The organism is Pseudomonas sp. G(2018) (assembly GCF_005502415.1).
In the GTDB taxonomy this organism is placed as follows: Bacteria; Pseudomonadota; Gammaproteobacteria; order Pseudomonadales; family Pseudomonadaceae; genus Aquipseudomonas.
On the sequence record NZ_SCOO01000002.1, the window covers coordinates 1 to 17,453 of the forward strand.

Sequence of the window (17,453 nt, forward strand, 5' to 3'; positions counted from 1 at the left end):
GCCGCCACGTGAAATCCGAGTCCGGAAGCCTTTGCCAAATATAAAGATTTCAATCTCGGACGCGTACTTTTCTGATGCGCAAACCAAGGCCGACTTTTTCAACAGAATCGGCCGGTTTCTGCCCCTCACGGAGGGCCGCTATGGGGCGTTCTTTGCCGGTCAGGACCACGAAGAGTGCTGGTCAAGTCAAATGCAAATGGCCGATTTCAGTCAATCCGGCGCCATCATGACCGCGAGCGTCATCCTGATGAATTCCTCATTCGTGTCGACGGCTTCCAGGGCGCCGCGCATTGTCGGCGACACTCTGTCGAACGTGAGGAGTCCTTTTGGCATAAAACAAGCGCGGGAGCCAACTCAGCAGTAAAGCGAGGTGCCGGTCAAAAAATATCTGCCGCCAGCTCCGATAAACAGAGAAGCTGTGACCAAAGCTGTGACCAAATTTGGCGTCAAACCCCAGAAACAAAAAAGGCCCACCTTTCGGTGAGCCTAAGTTGTTGATCTATATGGTGCCGGCACCAGGAATCGAACCCGGGACCTACTGATTACAAGTCAGAGGGTTCGACGATACCCACTGATTTACGAATCTACATTAGCCTATACAGAATGGGGCTTTCAGCCTATTCTTGCCTTTACGGGGTTACACGAAAATTCACCATTTTCGACCTGGAACGTAACCCCAGCGTAACCCCCGTAACTGGCGAGGAAGACATGAGCAGCGAAAGCCATATCTCATTCAGCAAGGAACGACTGACCGCATTGCCGACCCCCGAAGCCGGCAAGCGCGCCACCTATCACGACACCAAGATTCAGGGCCTACAGTTGCGAGTGTCGTTCACCGGCATCAAAACCTTTTCCGTGTATCGCCGCATGAAAGGAGGCCAGCCGGAGCGGGTCACGCTTGGCCGCTTCCCGACTATGACCGTCGAACAGGCCCGCAAGCAAGCCACTGCCATCAATGCCGAGATTGAGGCCGGCGCTAATCCGGCAGCCGTTCGCCGTGCCATTCGCGAAGAGCCAACCTTTGTCGAGATGCTGGCCGAGATGCTGGATAAGAAGAAAAAACGTGACGGCTCCCCGATCATCGCGCGTACGAAAAAGGACTACCTCGATACCGCGCGGCTACACATGTCGGCCATTGCCAATAATAAGCTGTCGCATATATCTCGATCCGAGGTTAAAGCGATACACAGCAAGGTGAGCAAAAAAAGCGCACGCCAAGCGGACAAAGCCGTTGCCATCATTTCGTCAGTCTTCAACTACGCCGCTGAGCATGAACATTTCAGCGGCACAAACCCGGCCAGTCGCATTCAGAAAAACATGGTGGTGTCGCGTGACCGCTTCGCCCTGGGTGCCGAGCTGCCATATTTGTTTGCAGCCATCGGCGAGTCGAGTTTGAGTGACTTCTTTTTGCTGGCGCTGCTTACTGGCGCCCGCCGCTCAAACTTACAAGCAATGGCCTGGCGCGACCTCGACCTGGAGGCCCGCGTCTGGCGCATCGAGATGACCAAAAACGGTACGCCGCAGAACGTCACTTTATCGCCTGAAGCGGTGACCGTACTCAAGGCCCGCAAGCGCACGATAGGCATATCTCCTTTTGTGTTTCCCGGCGAGGGTAAGACTGGCCATCTGGTTGAGCCGAAGAAGGCATGGGCCGCTGTCCTGCTGCGCGCTAGTCTGCGCCGCCTTCTCGATCATCTGAGCGGACTCGGCAAGCTGTCTGCCAAGGAGCGTAAACAAGCTGACCAGCAGATCACAACCGCGCCAGCTGCCGCGGAGAAGCATTATCGGTCCATTGCTGCCGTGCTGAAAATCGACCCGGCGCTCTACGACATGACTGACCTGCGCATCCATGATCTGCGGCGCACCCTTGGGAGTTGGCAAGCCAAGACTGGCGCATCGTTGGCAATCATCGGGAAGTCGCTCAACCACAAGACCCACCAAGCCACTGCGATCTATGCGCGCCTTGACCTCGACCCGGTGCGTCAGTCCGTCGAGACGGCGACGCAAGCCATGTTGGAAGCTGCGGGGGTTAAGCAGACCGCCTCACTGGTTTTGATTTCGAACCAGGGTCGTAAATAACCGAACCACCACCCGCTTTAGGGGCACCTTTTTCAACATGCTACCTGAGGATGTTATGAGTCTTTACGAACTGGAAGGCGTTGAGCTTGAAGTGGATTTAGAAAGCACTGAGTTCGAAGGCGTTGGGATCGACTATTACAACTTCATCAGGATTGTGGAGCCCGACCAATATGGCGGACTTCCTCTGAGTGACTTCGGAGGCTGGTTCGAGATCAGAAAAGAAGGCGTCTATCTGAAATTGCCGGATGAAAGGGTACTGGCTTGCCTGACAACACTTGAGAGGGATGACCTTCTTCGGCACCCCAAAGGAAGGCCATATGAGCCGGTACTCGCTTTCCCGTTTACATTAAGGGAGCTCAAGGTTTTTCTTGATTGGGCAACGAGTGTTGGCTACGACGTGCCCATCAATGAGGCCGCGCTGCTTGAGGTGATTGAGGCGCAGGGGGGGCAACCTCAGGCCAAGGGCGTACGGCACAAGTCGGTAATGCAGCAACGAATTGAGGTGATCCACAAATGGCTCGATTCGCAGCAAAAATTCACGAAAGACAACCTCAGGGTACCGGAAAGCGAGCGGGGGAAACCCTGGGCACGCCAAGCCTGCTGGGACTGGTTGTGCGTCCATGGTTACACAGAAGAAGGTCGGCTGTTTGGCAACGCGAAACAACGTGGCGAAGCCAAAAGCAAGGCGTTTTCCAATGCCTGGACCGGCTTTAAAAAATAGAACCTTACCCAAAAATTGGGTAAGGGGGCCTACTTGTCGTGGGTATGGTTGGTTGCCCGATTCTTTTCTCGTTGTTGTTGAACTTAAACGAGGAAACATCAGTGAATACCAACAAACCCTTCGACATTGCAGCACTTAAAGTTGAGATCAGCGTACAGCTTGGTTTCGACCCGCAGAACCCGCCCGTCAACGTAGACGATGAGCAAGCGGCCTTCGTGCTCGGCGTGAAGACGCCTACCCTCGCGGTCTGGCGCTCCACGGGGCGTTACAACCTGCCTTTCTTCAAGGTAGGCCGCTTGGTGAAGTACCGCATCAGCGATCTTGCCGAGTTCTTGGCCAGCCGCACCGCCAGCCATACCGGTGAGGTGCGCGCGTAATGAAAAAGAGCCGCCCCCAATCGCAGCAGAGCAGCCCGTCGCAAGGCCAGTCTATCACCGAAGCTACGTGCAAGATCGGCCGCATTCTGATCCACATGGCGATGGGTGCCAGCCTTAATCGCTTCGAGGCTGAGGACTTGGGCGACCATTGCCTGAATACCACTATCTCCGTACTGGGCAAACGTTTCGGCCTGATCATTGAGCGTCACTACGAGCGCGTCCCGAACCGCTGGGGTAAGCCTTGCCGCGTGAAGCGCTATAGCTTGCCGTTCAGTGAACGCGAGAACGCCTACAAGGTGCTGGCTTACCTGAAACGCATCGCCCGCTACAGCACGGAGGGTTAGTCCAATGTCGAACATTCGCACCCTCTTGTTCGGGCTGGCCCCGGCTTTTCTGATGAAGGTCGCAGTCTGGATTCATCGTCACTCGCAGGTCGTTGAGTTGCTGATGCTGGCCGCCGTTATTGGCCTGATCGCGTTGGAGGACAACCTGATCAAAGCATTGGCGCTCTAATGACCGTCACCGTCGAGAAATTGCTCGCCCGAGGGGACGAAATCAGTATCGAGGGTGGCCGGCTCGTCATTCGCCCGTCCAGTGGTAAGTCTGTACCCCTGGATTGGCAGGACAAGCATTCTCCAGCTCTTCTGCGCGAAATCCTGCTCCTTCTCGGGATGGAAGCTTATGAGTATGGCGGCTATTCGACTGGCTTGTATGGCCCTCACAAGGCAGGTGGCGTGACGGTACAGTTTCCGTCGTTTGTAGATGGTATGAAAACTCATGCCATCTTCAACGCGGACTTGAGTCGTGAACGTACCACCAAGGCAGGGGCAAAAGGCTCTCCTCTGCCGAAGGGGCACTTTCGCATTAGCCCACGAAGCCATCTCTTTCAGTTTTGGCAATCAACCGGGCTTTCCACGCCCAAGAGTCTTTCTTCGCTCCATGATTATCTGGGCAACCTGCGGGGCATCCTGTTTGCAGCAGATCTAGTAGCCGGCCGGAAAAACCGACTGGACACTGGGACTCTGCGCCCCCTTTTCATCACTACTGCTGAGGTGCGCAAAGCCTTTCACCCGGACAACGGACAGATAACTACCGGACAAGTGACGGACAACTGCCGGATAAGGATGCCGGATAAGGATTCCGCGCCACCCCAGAAAAATCAAGGCTTCCAGCCAAAACCAAGTGCGTGTTCAGAAATCCGCGTAAAAACGTTAATCAGTACAAACGTGTACACGGCAACTACTGAACCTGTCCATTCACGCAAACCTCCGGAAGAACAAACAGACGAGGAATGGTTGGCTGCTTACTGTTCAGAGACGGAAGAAAACACATACTGATCTGTAGCTACCAAAATCCCCCATCACCATGCGAGCCACTGCGGTCAGCCCTTTCTGGTTGAGCCGCAGTCCCGCATTTTTTTATGTGCGTAACTCGCCTTCATGGCCCATCAAAAAAGTGTTCCGTGCGCGACCCATTCGCTTATAAAATTTCCCTCGCGCGCACGCGCGCGCGTACTGCTCCGAAAACTCTTGAGCGTTATCGTTGATTGATTGAGAAATCGGAGTGAGTGACTCCCAGAATCTGCAACCGTGTGTCTGGTCTTGGTGATTCAGATAGGCCTTCGTGGCCGAGGCTCAGGCAACAAGCGCTAATAGTTTCTCAAGCAACTCTTTAAGCTCCGGGCGCTGTTGACCACCATCGTCGTACATCGAACGCTGGAGGATCTGTTCGGCATTCATCAGTGGCCAAAACCTATCGATCACGTCATCCGCTTTGACGCTAAGTGCTTGGCCGATGATCTTCTTTGCGTCGGAGAGGTCGGTGAAGTCCACCCTTATCCCAGTTTGGGCGTACAGCATGTCTGGGCATAGATAGTTCTCAATTTCGCGCTTTCGGGTTGAATAAAACGCTCGGCCTTTTCCCTCGACTTCTTCTTTCCGTTTCAGATTCTGTTCTGGTCGGCCACCGATATCGGAATCTAAAAAAACGCACCAAGGCAGGCCTAGATCATCGGCCAGATTAAGGGTTACCCAGTGTTTCACGCTGCCGCAGCCGCCAATTAGAATTGGAACGATTCCTACCTCCTCCAAAGTGGACGCAATATATCCACCAGCCTGCAAGGTATTGGCCGCGTGACGGAGAAAGGTCACGTCTGACTTACCCTCAACCAGTACTACTCCTTTTGCCCGTTCCATGCCCGTTTCTGGAAGCACACCTAAGCTCTCAGCTGCTTCTTTGAGCACTTCATCGTTGGGCATCTTGACGAAAGGTGTGCCATTTTCATCCTTGGAGACGAAGCGGATGCCGTGGATGGGCATCAGACCAGCAAGGGCGGGAACATGGGTAGTGACAATGATCTGTCGATTCGGTTGAACTGAAAGCTCTAGCAAGGCCTTCATCAGCATCATCTGATAGTTTGGGTGTTGAGAGGTTTCTGGCTCTTCTATGGCGTAGATAACATTACGTTGTGTGCCAATGACGGCTCTCTCTGCCTCAGCACGAAAGAAGTTGAGCAGGATTAGACGGCGAACACCGCTGCCTCGCTTGTTGATGGGGATGCCATTTTCACCATCCAGGGTGAAGTTGAAGCTCCATTTGGGTTTTTCCTTGAAGCGCGGAGTAAGTTCATTTGCCAGCTCAGGTGCCATTTCCCGCAGCTTGTCGAGGGTGCGGGTTGCTACATCCATCACACTGGCTTCGATCTGTTGCTCCAGTGCGCTGATTTGATCCTGAAGGGCGGCTTGTGCTTCTTTCACAGCCTGTTGCAGGGGGTTTTTGGCTTCAGCATCCCCATCACTGCTTTCCCGATCTGCCTTGAAAAGAGCGAAGGTCGGTAGAAGATCCTCAATCTTGTCCCAAATGGATTTGTTGTCTGTCGAGATTCCTTTGCCTACATCAAGGAGGGTTTCCTGGCAGGCAATAGGTTCTGCCCCAGCACGAATAGATTGCCGCCAAAGTGAAGCTACACGTTTATCCGCTACGTGCTCGCTGACACCACGCTGGTCGCCGAGCTTTTTCAGCTCCGCTATCTTGAGACTCAGTAGCTTTGACAGCTCTCCATCGGCGGGGTGCTGGCAGCGGATTGCAGTGCGCTCCAACTTGCCGGTGCTAGCCTTGAAGGCTTTGACAATCTCCAGAACCCCATCGGCATTGAGTAGATACTCCTGCGCCAAAGACGTTTCGGCATTTTCGTCTAGCACAAGTGCCTCGGGAAAGCCGTCGAACTCGCAAGCAATTTCGAACTGATCGATGCCCTCAGCTAAGCTGAAGCAGTTCATATCGCTTTTATCGGCTTTTGCACCTTCCGATTCGAAAAAAATGGCTAACGCTTCAAGTATGGTCGATTTGCCATAGTCATTACGGCCGACAAAGCCAGTCATGGCGTCATCGATGGGAATGGGAGTGGTGGTGCGGTAGCCCCGAAAGTGGCTGAGCTTGATGGACTTGAGGCGCATGATTATTTCCCTATATGACCGCCTTACGAACCCCTTGGCTAAGCGGGGCTACGATCCTTAACCATAGACCAGCCCTGAGCTTTCATTTGAGAGATGTCATGAAGTGCTACTTGGCTCGCTGCCGGGTGGTGCCAGATTCGCGCGGCGCATCGCTAGGCCTTGGATGTCACGGTGTACATCGACCAAAACGAACGTCGTGCCGGTGTCGGTAGGAGGCTCTACGCATCGTTGTTGCCCATCCTGGCTCAACAAGGATTTCGATCAGTCTAAGCCGGTATTTCACTGTCGAATGCTGGGAGCTTGGGGCTACAGGAAAGCCTGGGATTCAATCACATAGGGACATTTCCCGAAGTTGTCTACAGGCTCGGCAAGTGGCATGACGTTGGTTATTGGCGCTTCGAGCTGTCAAGGGAATCGAGTCCCCAAAGCGAAATATGCCGATTTTCAGAGGTCGCTGAATAATTCTCGCGGCGGCGCGGAATGGGCCTAGTGATGGGCTTTATGTTGATGGTGTTCAACCGAGGAATGTCTGCTTCTCACCATGCTTCATCGTTCACGAGCATGGGGATTCGCCCAATCGAAAGCTAGCGACTGAGCGGATCAACTCCTTCGATATTACTAGATCACCTGATCACTTCTCCTTTTTCGGAGGCTGTACCTTCGGCATAGGAAGGGTGTTTTGTACAGGTGGTAGTCCCCGATCATTAAATACTTGCCTAGATGGGGTTTGGCGTGGTGGTTGCGATTTGTTGTCACTCATTAGTTAACTCCGTGTAGTGGCTTTGGAAATATCGTCTCATCTGCGATTCGGCTTTGGTCATGAGACCCGCGTTTTCAGGTACGGCCATTCCAGAAAAGGCAGCTTTCATTACCGCCGCTTTCTTTTTTCGTATCGCGAAACGTTTTTCGTTGATTTCTCGCTCGGTCAGTTCCCCTTGCGCGACATCGAACCAGCCTTTTTCTGCATCGTCGGCGAGCACAGATAGCTCTAGCCCTGCAGCACTGAGAGGCTTGATACGGGCCTTGAATGGAAGGAACTTGTATACGACCGAAACGACCTGGCTGAGCATGATTAAAAGGCCCCAGACAAAAGCGTATTCTTTCCAAATAGCCCAGCCACCGATACTGCCGGCGGACGCTACGGCCAATACGATGCCGATTCCCCGTTCAATGTTTTCAGATCTAATCTGGTAGAGCTCGAGATAGTAGACATGTGCTCTAAGAGTTTGCAGCTCCACCCAATATTGCGCTTGATACATTCCTTGATTCCGTTTCCAGTTGAAAGACTCGGTGCGGCTTCTCTGGATCATACAGACGCGTTGAGTGCTGGGAACACGAGCCTCAGGCCTTTAATCGCGAAGCTGATGGCTGATGGCTGACGAATGATGGCGATCAGTGATGTAGCGGCCCCGATCTACGACAGCCGTCACGTTCTACCTTTAGCCTTTTAGCCCTTTCATCAGTTTTGCCGCGCTCCAGGCCGCGATAGCTTTCTCCTGCATTTCCCGCCAATTATCGAAGTCCGAATTTGCCGCTATGTACGCATCCCAAGGCTCATCTGGGATTGCCTGAAGATCTTCGGATGTCTCCACCTTATAGCCAGCGGATTCGCAAAACGAAAGAAAGTCCGGGCTTTCGGTATGTTTGGAAATGAACTCAGGATTAAGCAGATCCAAGAGCAATACCTGTTTTGTCTCTCCGAGCTTTCGCGCGTTATCGGCCAAAGTCTTCAGTCTGCTCATATCACTTTTTATCGGCATCATCTTCTTCCTTGTGTCACGGCTATGGTGTCAGAAAACTGAGCATAGCCACTTGCTCGCCAGATAATTTCCAGGATGTACATGTGGGACTCATATCTCGAAGGTTGAAAACTGGAAATGGCAGTTGGCGCGCGCCGGTCAATCTATTAAGCCATACCTTCAGTGGCTAATTGACATTAACGAAAATCTAGCCTAAACACACCATGTACGTGAACGCGCCTAGACAGAACCAAGGAGAGGATTGTGCCAAGTCTTGATAATCATGTATTCGCCGCGCTCACTCATTATCGTACTTTGATCTCCGGGCATTTTAATTGCCCTGTTCTTGCCTACTCGGGGCCAATTCACCCAGCGGTGTTGAACGCGTATGTGTCCGCAGTCGAGGAGGTAGTGAAGCAGGTACGGCCGACCCATGCCGAAGGGAGGATCTGCATCATCCTTTCCACGCCTGGCGGCGTTGTAGAGGCGGTCGAAAAAATGGTCGAGGTCACTCGACATCATTTTGCAGAGGTTTTCTTCGTAGTCCCCACTGCTGCCATGTCCGCTGGCACTATTTTTTGCATGTCGGGGGACAAGATATTTATGGATTACGCGTCATCTCTTGGGCCGATCGATCCCCAGGTTCCCCTTTCAGATGGCCAGCTTGTGCCTGCGTTGGGCTACATCGACAAAGTTAACGAGCTGATCGATAAATCCGCACAAGGGAAGATGACAGACGCCGAATTTATGATGCTTCAGCGCCTTGATTTGGCGACGCTTCGCAGATACGAGCAGGCACGGGATCTTTCGGTTAGCCTGCTAAAGCAGTGGCTGGTTAAGTATAAATTCAAGGATTGGACGCATCATTTAACCACTACAGCTGGGCAGCCGGTCACCGCCCAAGAGAAGGAAGCCCGCGCAGAGCAGATAGCTAAGGATCTGAGTGACAATAACCGCTGGCACTCACATGGCCGGATGATCGGAATCAACACCCTGACCAGCGGTCTGAAGTTAAGAATCGAAGACTATACGCAGGATGTTGGGCTAAGGCAGAATCTGCGCGTTTATTCGGAGCTACTCACGGAGCATGCTGAACGACAGCAGTCCGCTTTCATGCTTCACTACACATGACGAACCTGTGAGGGGAACAATGATGACGCTCGACAAACGAACCGCAGAGACGCTTGCAAAGGAAGCGGCCAGTCGCGCAGGTGAGCGGGCGCAACGTCTAGATCAGATTAACGATCGTTTTGATCGTCTGGTCAAAACGGGTGCCGTTCAACCCGAAAAATATAACATCGCGCCAATCAACCCCTCATCGATGGCCAACTTTTTCGTGATCAGCTGACCATTCCCCCTAAGCCCGGCAAAGCTCCGGGCTTTTTGCGACTCCCCCCTGCTCATTTTTGTATCCGAACCGACTTTTCGCTTAACGATCTCCCGATACCGAAATCGGTAGCTGTGGTGGGCGACTATTGTCGGAACAATCACGAGCTGCGCCATACGCTTACGACAGATTGAGCATGAATGCCAATCGTACGGAAAACCCGGCACTCTGAGTTTCTTAATCAATACGCGCGTGGGAGAAATAGCAGAAGCGATTCGCGCATCCGGGCAATCCCTGTACCAGCGCTCCCTCGCCACCACGAAACACAACGTTGAACTCTCCAGCGGGCTTGAATCGCGGCGGCTCGTCTTGTGAGCGCCGCATGGCTCAGCCTGGGCGACTTCGAAAGGGGGGAAATGGCTAATCGTAACAGCTGACGATTTATCTAAAACGTAACCCCGGTGTAACCCCGGATCAGAAACGAAAAAGGCCCGCATCGCTGCGAGCCTTATTCTATATGGTGCCGGCACCAGGAATCGAACCCGGGACCTACTGATTACAAGTCAGTTGCTCTACCATCTGAGCTATACCGGCGTGTCAGGGCGACGATTATAGCGATTGGGTTGGTTCTGTAAACCCCTGAATTCTGACTATTTTTGCGCAGGCCCTTGTCGAAGATTTCTGGCGCGCGTTGAGCCTCATCGAGCGTTGTAAAACGTGGCGCCTGACGGGATGTCTTTGTTGACGAACGACATGGCCCCGATGGTGACGTTGTCGCCGATTGTCAGGGTGTCCGCGATGATGCAACTGTTGGCGCCCACGCTGACATTGTCGCCGATGACCAGGTTATAGCTGTCCAGCCCCAGGGTCTTGATGCCAATCGTGGTGTTTTGCCGGATGAAGAAGTTGCGGCCGATTTTGACTTCGCCGGTGATCACTACGCCCGGCAGGTGGCCGATGCGAAAGCCCGGGCCTATTTGGGCGTTGATGCTGATGTCGACGCCGTACTTGAGGTTGAGTTTTCTCTCAAGACGCTTGGCGTACCAGCGCGCAAAACCGTTTCCGGAATAAAAGTACTGGGCCAGTCGAAACATGAACAAGTAGCGCAGAGCGTTGTTCTTGCGAGTCCGCTTGAGGATGTTGCTGATGAGCCCTGTGCGGCTTCCGCGTTTTTTCTTGTTCGAGACTTCCGACCGCCAATGTTCTACCAAGGTGTCAAGATTCAAAACATGGCCCTGTTGATTGTTCGTGTTGTGAGGCCTTTGATAGTAGCTGCTGGCTATCACGATTCCTACGCTCACGTTCTGCCCAAATTTCAACAGATATGTCTTTTGCTCAAATGCTTATGCACAACGGGATTCGCAATGCACGGGGCATATGACGAATTTGTGGATCCGTTCTCAACTGTTCGCAAATCACTGTTTTTCGGGTTTTTTATCCAAGTGTACGAAAACTGAACAGTGACGTTTCACCCCTGAAACAGCTGTAAAATATTGGATCCACGTTATTTAATCAACAGAGTTATCCACAGGTTGGGATGCGTTAGGCGCGTTCTGCCAACATCAGGAAGTTACGCGGTGTGAGCGGTGTTTCACAAAAAGTGCCTAGACGAACCTTGTAACCCTGCTCGAGGAGGAAAAGTGCGCGATCGAGCACCAACCAAAGCTCCAGCGGGCGTCGGAAAAGTCCGCGCAGCAGCTCCAGATTGCGCACCTCAGCCAAGCGCTGCCAACCAGCGGCTTCCAGAGCCGGCCAATCCTGCGGGCCGATTGTGGATAACTCTTTGAGTTGGGCCAAATGCTGGCAGTAATCGGCGAAGGGCTTGTCCAGCCAGGCGCTGGGCAGGGATGGCGTTGGCAGGTATTCGTCAACGCCGCGCAGTTGCCGTTGCAGCAGGTCGAAGGCCAGGCGTCGGGCCATGGAAGTGTCGCGTTGGCGTCGGACGCGTGCACCGGCGGTGACGGTTTCACTCATCGGTAACGCCAGATCATCGAGAGACAGCTGTAGGTCGGAGGCCATGGCGGCCGAGGAAAGTGGCGAGTACCGGGGAAGACTGATCCGGTTGTAACAGCAAGGAGCAATGGCGAGTTGTTTGCAGCCTGCAGCGCTGGCGAGCTGAATCAACCTCACGTGGAGATCGCCGCAGGCGTGCAGTGCGACGGGGGTATGTTCGGCGTTCAATAACGTGGCCACATCGACAGCGAGTACATCCTGCTCGACATGCAGCGCATGCAGTTGATGACGCTGACTTAAAGCCTGGCCGCTGGCGACAAGTGCCGGGTCATATTCCAGGCAAGTCAGCTGTTGGCCGGTTTGCAGCAAGCGTCTTCCCAAGTGCCCTTTGCCCGAACACCAGTCCAGCCAATGCTTGGGCGCATGGGTGAACAGCAGGCGACTGGCAAAGGCTTCGATTTGCTGCCACTTGCGCCCCGGCACATCGACATTTAATCGATGGCCCGCCGCTTCCAGTGCGTGGGTGGGCAATTCATCCACGGTACTCAGCGCAAGAGACTTCGCCGCCAAGGTCGCAAAAGGCTCCGGCGCATCCAAAAGGGCAGGTTGGTTGTGCGCGTTTTCCGCATCTTCCAGCGACCGTCCGCGTAGCCACGCGGCCAACTCAGGGTAGGAAGTTTCCCAGGGAAGTTGCAGGTGCGTGAACGGCCGTGGTTTCCACAGCGCCTGATGCGTTGTCAGAAAAGCATCCAGCGCGGTGAAGCGGGCGAGCAGGGCCTCGCCCGTCAACACGCGGGAATCAACGCCCTTGGCAGGCATCGACGCGCAGCCAGCGCTCCAGCAGCTTGAAGCCGCGCACCAGCACATAAGCCATCAGCAAGTAGAACATGCCGGCAGCGAAGAAGATCTCTACCGGCAGGTAGGTCCGGGCAATGATGGTGCGGGCCATGCCGGTCAGTTCCAGCAAGGTCACGGTGCTGGCCAGGGCGCTGGCCTTGAGCATCAGGATCACTTCGTTGCTGTAGGCCGGCAGACCGATACGTGCCGCCCGTGGCAGGATGATGTAGAACAGCGCCTTGGGCTTGGACATGCCCAGCGCGCGTGCTGCTTCGATCTCGCCCGGTGGAATCGCCTGAATGGCGCCGCGCAGGATTTCGGCGATGTAGGCCGCGGTGTGCAGGGTCATGGTCGCCGTGGCGCACCAGAACGGATCGCGCAGGTAAGGCCACATCGAGCTGTTGCGGATGACGTCGAACTGCGCCAGCCCGTAGTAGACCAGGAACAGCTGAACCAGCAGCGGTGTGCCACGGAAAAAGAAGATGTAGCCGTAGGGAAATGCCCGCACCCACCACAGGCGCGACGAGCGGGCGATGCCCAGTGGAATCGCCAGCAGCAAGCCGGCGATCACGGCGATAGCGACCAGTTCCAGGGTCAGGGTTGCACCCTGGGCCAGTTTCGGCAGCCACTTGATGATGACTTCCCAGTTCATTGGGTGCTCCTCGCGAAGCCGCGAGCGGCGCGTTTTTCCAGGAAGTGCATGCCGGTCATGGCCAGAATCGTCAGACCCAGGTACATGAACGCGGCCACCATATAGAAGGTGAACGGTTGTTTGGACACGGTCACGCCGATTTGTGCGTGACGCATGATTTCTTCCAGGCCGATCACCGATACCAGCGCGGTGTCTTTCATCAGGATCATGAACAGGTTGCCCAGGCCGGGCAGGGCGATGCGCCACATCTGCGGCATGATCAACTTGGTGAAGATCCGCCATTTCGACAGGCCCAGGGCCACACCGGCCTCACGATGGCCTTTGGGAATGGCGAGGATCGCGCCGCGAAACACTTCCGTGGCGTAGGCGCCGAAGCACAGGCCCAGCGCAATAACGCCGGCGGCGAAGGCGTTGAGTTCCAGGTCGGGGTTACCGAAGAACTCGCCCAGGGCACGCATCAGGTTGACCGTGCCGAAGTAGATCAGCAGTACCCAGAGCAATTCCGGGATGCCGCGAACCAGGGTCGAGTAAGTACCGCCAAGCCATTGCAACGGCTTGTACGGGGAAGTCTTGGCCAAGGCGCCGAGCAGACCGAATACCAGCCCCAGGCACAGGGCCGAGAGTGCCAGTTTCACAGTCATCAGCGCGCCAGCGGCGAGCGCCGGGCCGAATCCGTAGAGGTCGATAATCATGGATTTCTTTTCAAATCGCGGCAGGCAAGGCCGGGGACCGGCGTCATCACAAGGCGACGCCGGTCCGGCAGGTCAGTATCAATAGATGCTGAACGGGAAGTACTTGTCGTTGATCTTCTTGTAGGTGCCGTCAGCGACGATTTCTTTCAGCGCGGTGTTCAGCTTGTCGCGGATCGGGTCGTTTTTACGTACAGCGATACCGATCTTGTCGCTTTCTTCCACCGGGTCGCCCTTGAATTCGTAGGACTTGCCGGCGTCGCTTTTCAGCCACTCGTAGTTGACGTATTTGTCGGCCAGGATGCCGTCCAGACGACCGGAAGTCAGGTCGAGGTAGGCGTTTTCCTGGGTGTCGTAGAGTTTGATGGTGATGTCATCGCCAATGTTGTCTTCCAGCCAAGTGCCGGCCAGGGTCGCTCGTTGGGCACCGATAATCTTGCCTTTCAGCGAAGCCTTGTCGGTCTTGAAATCGACGTTTTTCGGGGCGATGAACTGCAGCTTGTTGGAGTAGTACGGTTCGGTGAAGTCCACCGCTTGCTTGCGCTCGTCGGTGATCGACATCGACGAGATCAGGAAATCGAATTTCTTGGCGTTCAGGGCCGGGATGATGCCGTCCCAGTCGGAGGTGACCACGGTGCACTCGACTTTCATCTTGGCGCACAGGGCGTCGCCGATTTCCTTGTCGAAGCCAACGACGTTGCCGCTGGCATCTTTGTTGTTGAACGGCGGGTAGGCCGCTTCGATGCCCATCTTCAGGTTCTCAGCCATGGCACCGGCGCTGAAGGCCAGGGTGACGGCGGCAGCCAGGAAGACCTTTTTGTAGTTCTGCATGCGGGTAGCTCCGTTAGCGGTTGCTGGACATGAATTGTTTGCAGCGCGCCGAAAGTGGGTTTTCAAACACCTGCTGTGGCGATCCTTGCTCTTCTACCAGGCCCTGGTGGAGGAACACCACTTCGCTGGAGACCTGGCGGGCAAAGCCCATTTCATGGGTAACCAGCAGCATGGTGCGGCCTTCTTCGGCCAGTGCGCGGATGACATTAAGTACTTCCTGGACCATTTCCGGGTCAAGCGCGGAGGTCGGCTCATCGAACAGGATGACCTTGGGCTGCATGGCCAGGGTGCGGGCGATGGCTGCGCGTTGTTGCTGCCCGCCGGACAGTTGCGCCGGGTAGGCGTGGCGCTTGTCGGCGATGCCGACTTTGGCCAGCAGGGCTTCGGCTACATCGATGGCTTCAGCTTTGCTCTGGCCGAGTACGCGGCGCGGGGCTTCGATGATGTTGTCGAGTACGCTCATGTGCGGCCAAAGATTAAAGTTTTGAAACACAAAACCAATTTCGCTGCGCAGGCGGTTGATCTGCTTGCCATCGGCAGCGACCAGTTCGCCGTTCTTCGCGGCCTTGAGCTTGAGTTCTTCGCCGGCCACCAGGATCTGGCCCTGGTGCGGGTTTTCCAGCAGGTTGATGCAACGCAGGAACGTGGACTTGCCGGAGCCGGAGGAACCCAGGATCGAGATCACGTCGCCGTCGCGGGCGGTCAGCGAGATGCCTTTAAGCACCTCCAGCGAGCCGTAGCGTTTGTGCAAGTTGCGGATTTCAAGCGCGGGCGTGGCCTCAGCCATGTGCGTTCCTCATTGTGTATTCGCTCCTGCTGTTGGTGGCCTTCCTGGCGAGGCGGCCAAGCTAGCATAGCGTTTCAAAGGCAGCCAACAGCGCTACGGGCAGTAAGCGGGTGGCATGTGACAGGTTGTCGCATCGGCGCAGCAGACTGTCGCCCCATCAACAACCGAACAGCCGTTTGAACCCTGCTTGCAGGTAAAAGCGCGGTGGCTGTCGCGTAAAAAAGGGCGCGATGTTGCCAGCTTTGGCGGGGGGTTGGAAGCGCTAACAGGCCAAAGGTTGCCGATCCGCACTTTTATTGTGCGTTGAGGGATTGCGGGGTGTGTTTCCGGTGCGCGGTTTCGTTCATCAAGTGAGTCGCAGGGTAACGCTTTGGCAAAGTGCCAGTATTATCAATGAGTTGCGATGACTGTCCGGTCAGGGCGAGATCGCCGGGGTAGAGGGTTTTGAAACATTTTGGCGCAATTATTGCGTGCAGATTCCGGAACGCCCCGTTGGTTTCTTTTTACAGAAGGGAAATTCAAACGGGATGCATGCATTCGCTTTTCCTTACAAAGGTAGTTTCAATGAGCAGTACCCAAAGCTCTAACGGCCTCGAACAGGGGCTTAAACCGCGTCATGTGACCATGCTGTCGATCGCCGGGGTTATCGGCGCCGGCCTGTTCGTCGGCTCGGGCCACGCCATCGCTGCAGCAGGCCCGGCTGTGCTGTTGGCCTACGCCGCCGCCGGTATGCTGGTGGTGTTGGTGATGCGCATGCTGGGTGAAATGGCGATTGCCTCGCCTGACACCGGCTCCTTCTCCACCTACGCCGATCGCGCAATCGGTCACTGGGCCGGCTTCACCATTGGCTGGCTGTACTGGTGGTTCTGGGTGCTCGTCATCCCGCTGGAGGCCAACGCCGCCGCAACCATCCTGCACGCCTGGTTCCCGAGTGTGGATATCTGGGCCTTTGCCCTGGTCATCACCATGCTACTGACCGTGACCAACCTGTTCAGTGTGAAGAACTACGGTGAGTTCGAGTTCTGGTTCGCCCTGCTCAAGGTGGTGGCGATCATTGGTTTCATCGTCCTGGGCGTTCTGGCGATCTTCGGCTTCCTGCCGACCAGCCAGGTCAGCGGCGTTTCGCACCTGTTTGACACCCAAGGCTTCCTGCCAAACGGCATGGGCGCGGTACTGGGTGCCATCCTGACCACCATGTTTTCCTTCATGGGCACCGAGATCGTGACCATCGCGGCCGCGGAATCGAAGAACCCTGGCAAGCAAATCTCCAAGGCCACCAACTCGGTGATCTGGCGGATCGGCTTGTTCTACCTCGTATCGATCTTCATCGTCGTGGCCCTGGTGCCATGGAACGATCCGGTACTGGCCAGCGTCGGTTCCTACCAGACTGTGCTTGAACGCATGGGCATCCCGAATGCCAAGATGATCGTCGACATTGTGGTACTGGTCGCCGTGACCAGCTGCCTGAACTCGGCGCTCTACACGTCGTCGCGCATGTTGTTCTCCCTGGGCAAGCGCGGAGATGCACCGGCCGTGTCCACCCGCACCAACAAGAGCGGCACCCCGTACTGGGCGGTCATGCTGTCCACTGGCGCAGCGTTCCTGGCAACCTTCGCCAACTACGTGGCCCCGGCTGCTGTGTTCGAGTTCCTGCTGGCCAGCTCCGGTGCCATCGCACTGCTGGTGTACCTGGTGATTGCGATCTCGCAACTGCGCATGCGCAAACAGCGCATGGCTCGCGGCGAGAAAATCGTCTTCAGTATGTGGCTGTTCCCGGGCCTGACCTATGCGGTGATCGTATTCATCGTCGCGGCCCTGACCATCATGCTGTTCCAGGATGCCCATCGCGTGGAAATCCTTGCGACCGGCCTGCTCAGCGCTCTGGTGGTGGCTGCCGGCTTGCTGGTTGCTCGCCGTCGTCGCATCGAGCGCGGCGTGGCGGCAGTCGCGCGCTGAGTCTTCTGGCTCAATCGAGATTGTTGAAATAAAAAACGGCCGCTGTCAGT

At 55.4% G+C, this 17,453-nt stretch carries 19 protein-coding genes and 1 tRNA gene; 10 read left to right on the forward strand and 10 right to left on the reverse strand.

Going from position 1 to position 17,453, the window contains the following annotated elements:
* From FFS64_RS31225 to FFS64_RS02105, 7 genes are all read left to right on the forward strand, one after another.
* On the forward strand, positions 1-364 hold a 364-nt coding region (locus FFS64_RS31225; protein WP_171017049.1), incomplete at its 5' end, for a hypothetical protein.
* Between the two features lie 344 nt (positions 365-708).
* On the forward strand, positions 709-2,079 hold the full coding sequence (locus tag FFS64_RS02085; protein WP_137804028.1) for a site-specific integrase: 1,371 nt from the start codon (positions 709-711) through the stop codon (positions 2,077-2,079).
* 55 nt (positions 2,080-2,134) lie between these two features.
* Positions 2,135-2,800 carry a hypothetical protein gene (locus FFS64_RS02090; protein WP_137804029.1) on the forward strand — a complete coding sequence of 222 codons (666 nt, stop codon included), beginning with the start codon at positions 2,135-2,137 and terminating at the stop codon, positions 2,798-2,800.
* A 101-nt stretch (positions 2,801-2,901) separates the two neighbouring features.
* Positions 2,902-3,177: a helix-turn-helix domain-containing protein gene (locus tag FFS64_RS02095; RefSeq protein ID WP_218571072.1), complete on the forward strand. Its 276-nt coding sequence runs from the start codon at positions 2,902-2,904 to the stop codon at positions 3,175-3,177.
* Positions 3,177-3,521: a hypothetical protein gene (locus FFS64_RS02100; protein WP_137804030.1), complete on the forward strand. Its 345-nt coding sequence runs from the start codon at positions 3,177-3,179 to the stop codon at positions 3,519-3,521. The genes FFS64_RS02095 and FFS64_RS02100 overlap by 1 nt, the downstream gene beginning before the upstream one ends.
* Before the next feature lie 4 nt (positions 3,522-3,525).
* Positions 3,526-3,690, forward strand: coding sequence for a hypothetical protein (locus tag FFS64_RS31230; protein ID WP_171017050.1), 165 nt, complete (start codon positions 3,526-3,528; stop codon positions 3,688-3,690).
* Positions 3,690-4,514, forward strand: coding sequence for a hypothetical protein (locus FFS64_RS02105; protein ID WP_137804031.1), 825 nt, complete (start codon positions 3,690-3,692; stop codon positions 4,512-4,514). The genes FFS64_RS31230 and FFS64_RS02105 overlap by 1 nt, the downstream gene beginning before the upstream one ends.
* A gap of 297 nt (positions 4,515-4,811) precedes the next feature.
* Here the strand turns inward: FFS64_RS02105 and FFS64_RS02110 are convergent, their stop codons facing one another.
* The 3 genes from FFS64_RS02110 to FFS64_RS02120 form a co-directional block, all read right to left on the reverse strand.
* Complete coding sequence (locus FFS64_RS02110) at positions 4,812-6,632, reverse strand: AAA family ATPase (RefSeq protein WP_137804032.1); 1,821 nt, start codon at positions 6,630-6,632, stop codon at positions 4,812-4,814.
* 752 nt (positions 6,633-7,384) lie between these two features.
* Positions 7,385-7,891 carry a hypothetical protein gene (locus FFS64_RS02115; RefSeq protein ID WP_137804033.1) on the reverse strand — a complete coding sequence of 169 codons (507 nt, stop codon included), beginning with the start codon at positions 7,889-7,891 and terminating at the stop codon, positions 7,385-7,387.
* Between the two features lie 180 nt (positions 7,892-8,071).
* Complete coding sequence (locus tag FFS64_RS02120; RefSeq protein WP_137804034.1) at positions 8,072-8,395, reverse strand: hypothetical protein; 324 nt, start codon at positions 8,393-8,395, stop codon at positions 8,072-8,074.
* A 240-nt stretch (positions 8,396-8,635) separates the two neighbouring features.
* On the opposite strand from FFS64_RS02120, the gene FFS64_RS02125 reads away from it, so the two are divergent.
* Complete coding sequence (locus FFS64_RS02125; RefSeq protein WP_218571073.1) at positions 8,636-9,502, forward strand: hypothetical protein; 867 nt, start codon at positions 8,636-8,638, stop codon at positions 9,500-9,502.
* A gap of 22 nt (positions 9,503-9,524) precedes the next feature.
* Positions 9,525-9,719 (forward strand): hypothetical protein, encoded by a 195-nt coding sequence (locus FFS64_RS02130; protein ID WP_171017051.1) that lies wholly within the window; start codon positions 9,525-9,527, stop codon positions 9,717-9,719.
* A gap of 497 nt (positions 9,720-10,216) precedes the next feature.
* Here the strand turns inward: FFS64_RS02130 and FFS64_RS02135 are convergent.
* The 7 genes from FFS64_RS02135 to FFS64_RS02165 all read right to left on the reverse strand — a co-directional run bounded on the left by FFS64_RS02135 (position 10,217) and on the right by FFS64_RS02165 (position 15,447).
* Positions 10,217-10,292, reverse strand: a tRNA-Thr gene (locus FFS64_RS02135).
* Positions 10,293-10,396: 104 nt separating this feature from the next.
* The gene (locus FFS64_RS02140) at positions 10,397-10,924 is read right to left on the reverse strand and encodes a serine acetyltransferase (protein ID WP_137804240.1); all 528 of its coding nucleotides are present in this window, start codon (positions 10,922-10,924) and stop codon (positions 10,397-10,399) included.
* Between the two features lie 316 nt (positions 10,925-11,240).
* The gene (locus FFS64_RS02145) at positions 11,241-12,470 is read right to left on the reverse strand and encodes a methyltransferase (protein WP_137804037.1); all 1,230 of its coding nucleotides are present in this window, start codon (positions 12,468-12,470) and stop codon (positions 11,241-11,243) included.
* On the reverse strand, positions 12,451-13,140 hold the full coding sequence (locus FFS64_RS02150; RefSeq protein ID WP_095192339.1) for an ABC transporter permease: 690 nt from the start codon (positions 13,138-13,140) through the stop codon (positions 12,451-12,453). The genes FFS64_RS02145 and FFS64_RS02150 overlap by 20 nt, the downstream gene beginning before the upstream one ends.
* Positions 13,137-13,832, reverse strand: coding sequence for an ABC transporter permease (locus FFS64_RS02155; RefSeq protein WP_137804038.1), 696 nt, complete (start codon positions 13,830-13,832; stop codon positions 13,137-13,139). Before FFS64_RS02155 ends, FFS64_RS02150 begins: the two co-directional genes overlap by 4 nt.
* 78 nt (positions 13,833-13,910) lie before the next feature.
* Positions 13,911-14,660, reverse strand: a complete 750-nt coding sequence (locus FFS64_RS02160; protein ID WP_095192337.1) for an ABC transporter substrate-binding protein — start codon at positions 14,658-14,660, stop codon at positions 13,911-13,913.
* A 13-nt stretch (positions 14,661-14,673) separates the two neighbouring features.
* Positions 14,674-15,447, reverse strand: a complete 774-nt coding sequence (locus FFS64_RS02165) for an ABC transporter ATP-binding protein (RefSeq protein ID WP_137804039.1) — start codon at positions 15,445-15,447, stop codon at positions 14,674-14,676.
* Positions 15,448-16,011: 564 nt separating this feature from the next.
* Between FFS64_RS02165 and gabP the strand changes: the two genes are divergently transcribed.
* On the forward strand, positions 16,012-17,403 hold the full coding sequence (gabP, locus tag FFS64_RS02170) for a GABA permease (RefSeq protein ID WP_137804040.1): 1,392 nt from the start codon (positions 16,012-16,014) through the stop codon (positions 17,401-17,403).
* Positions 17,404-17,453 lie beyond the last annotated feature (50 nt).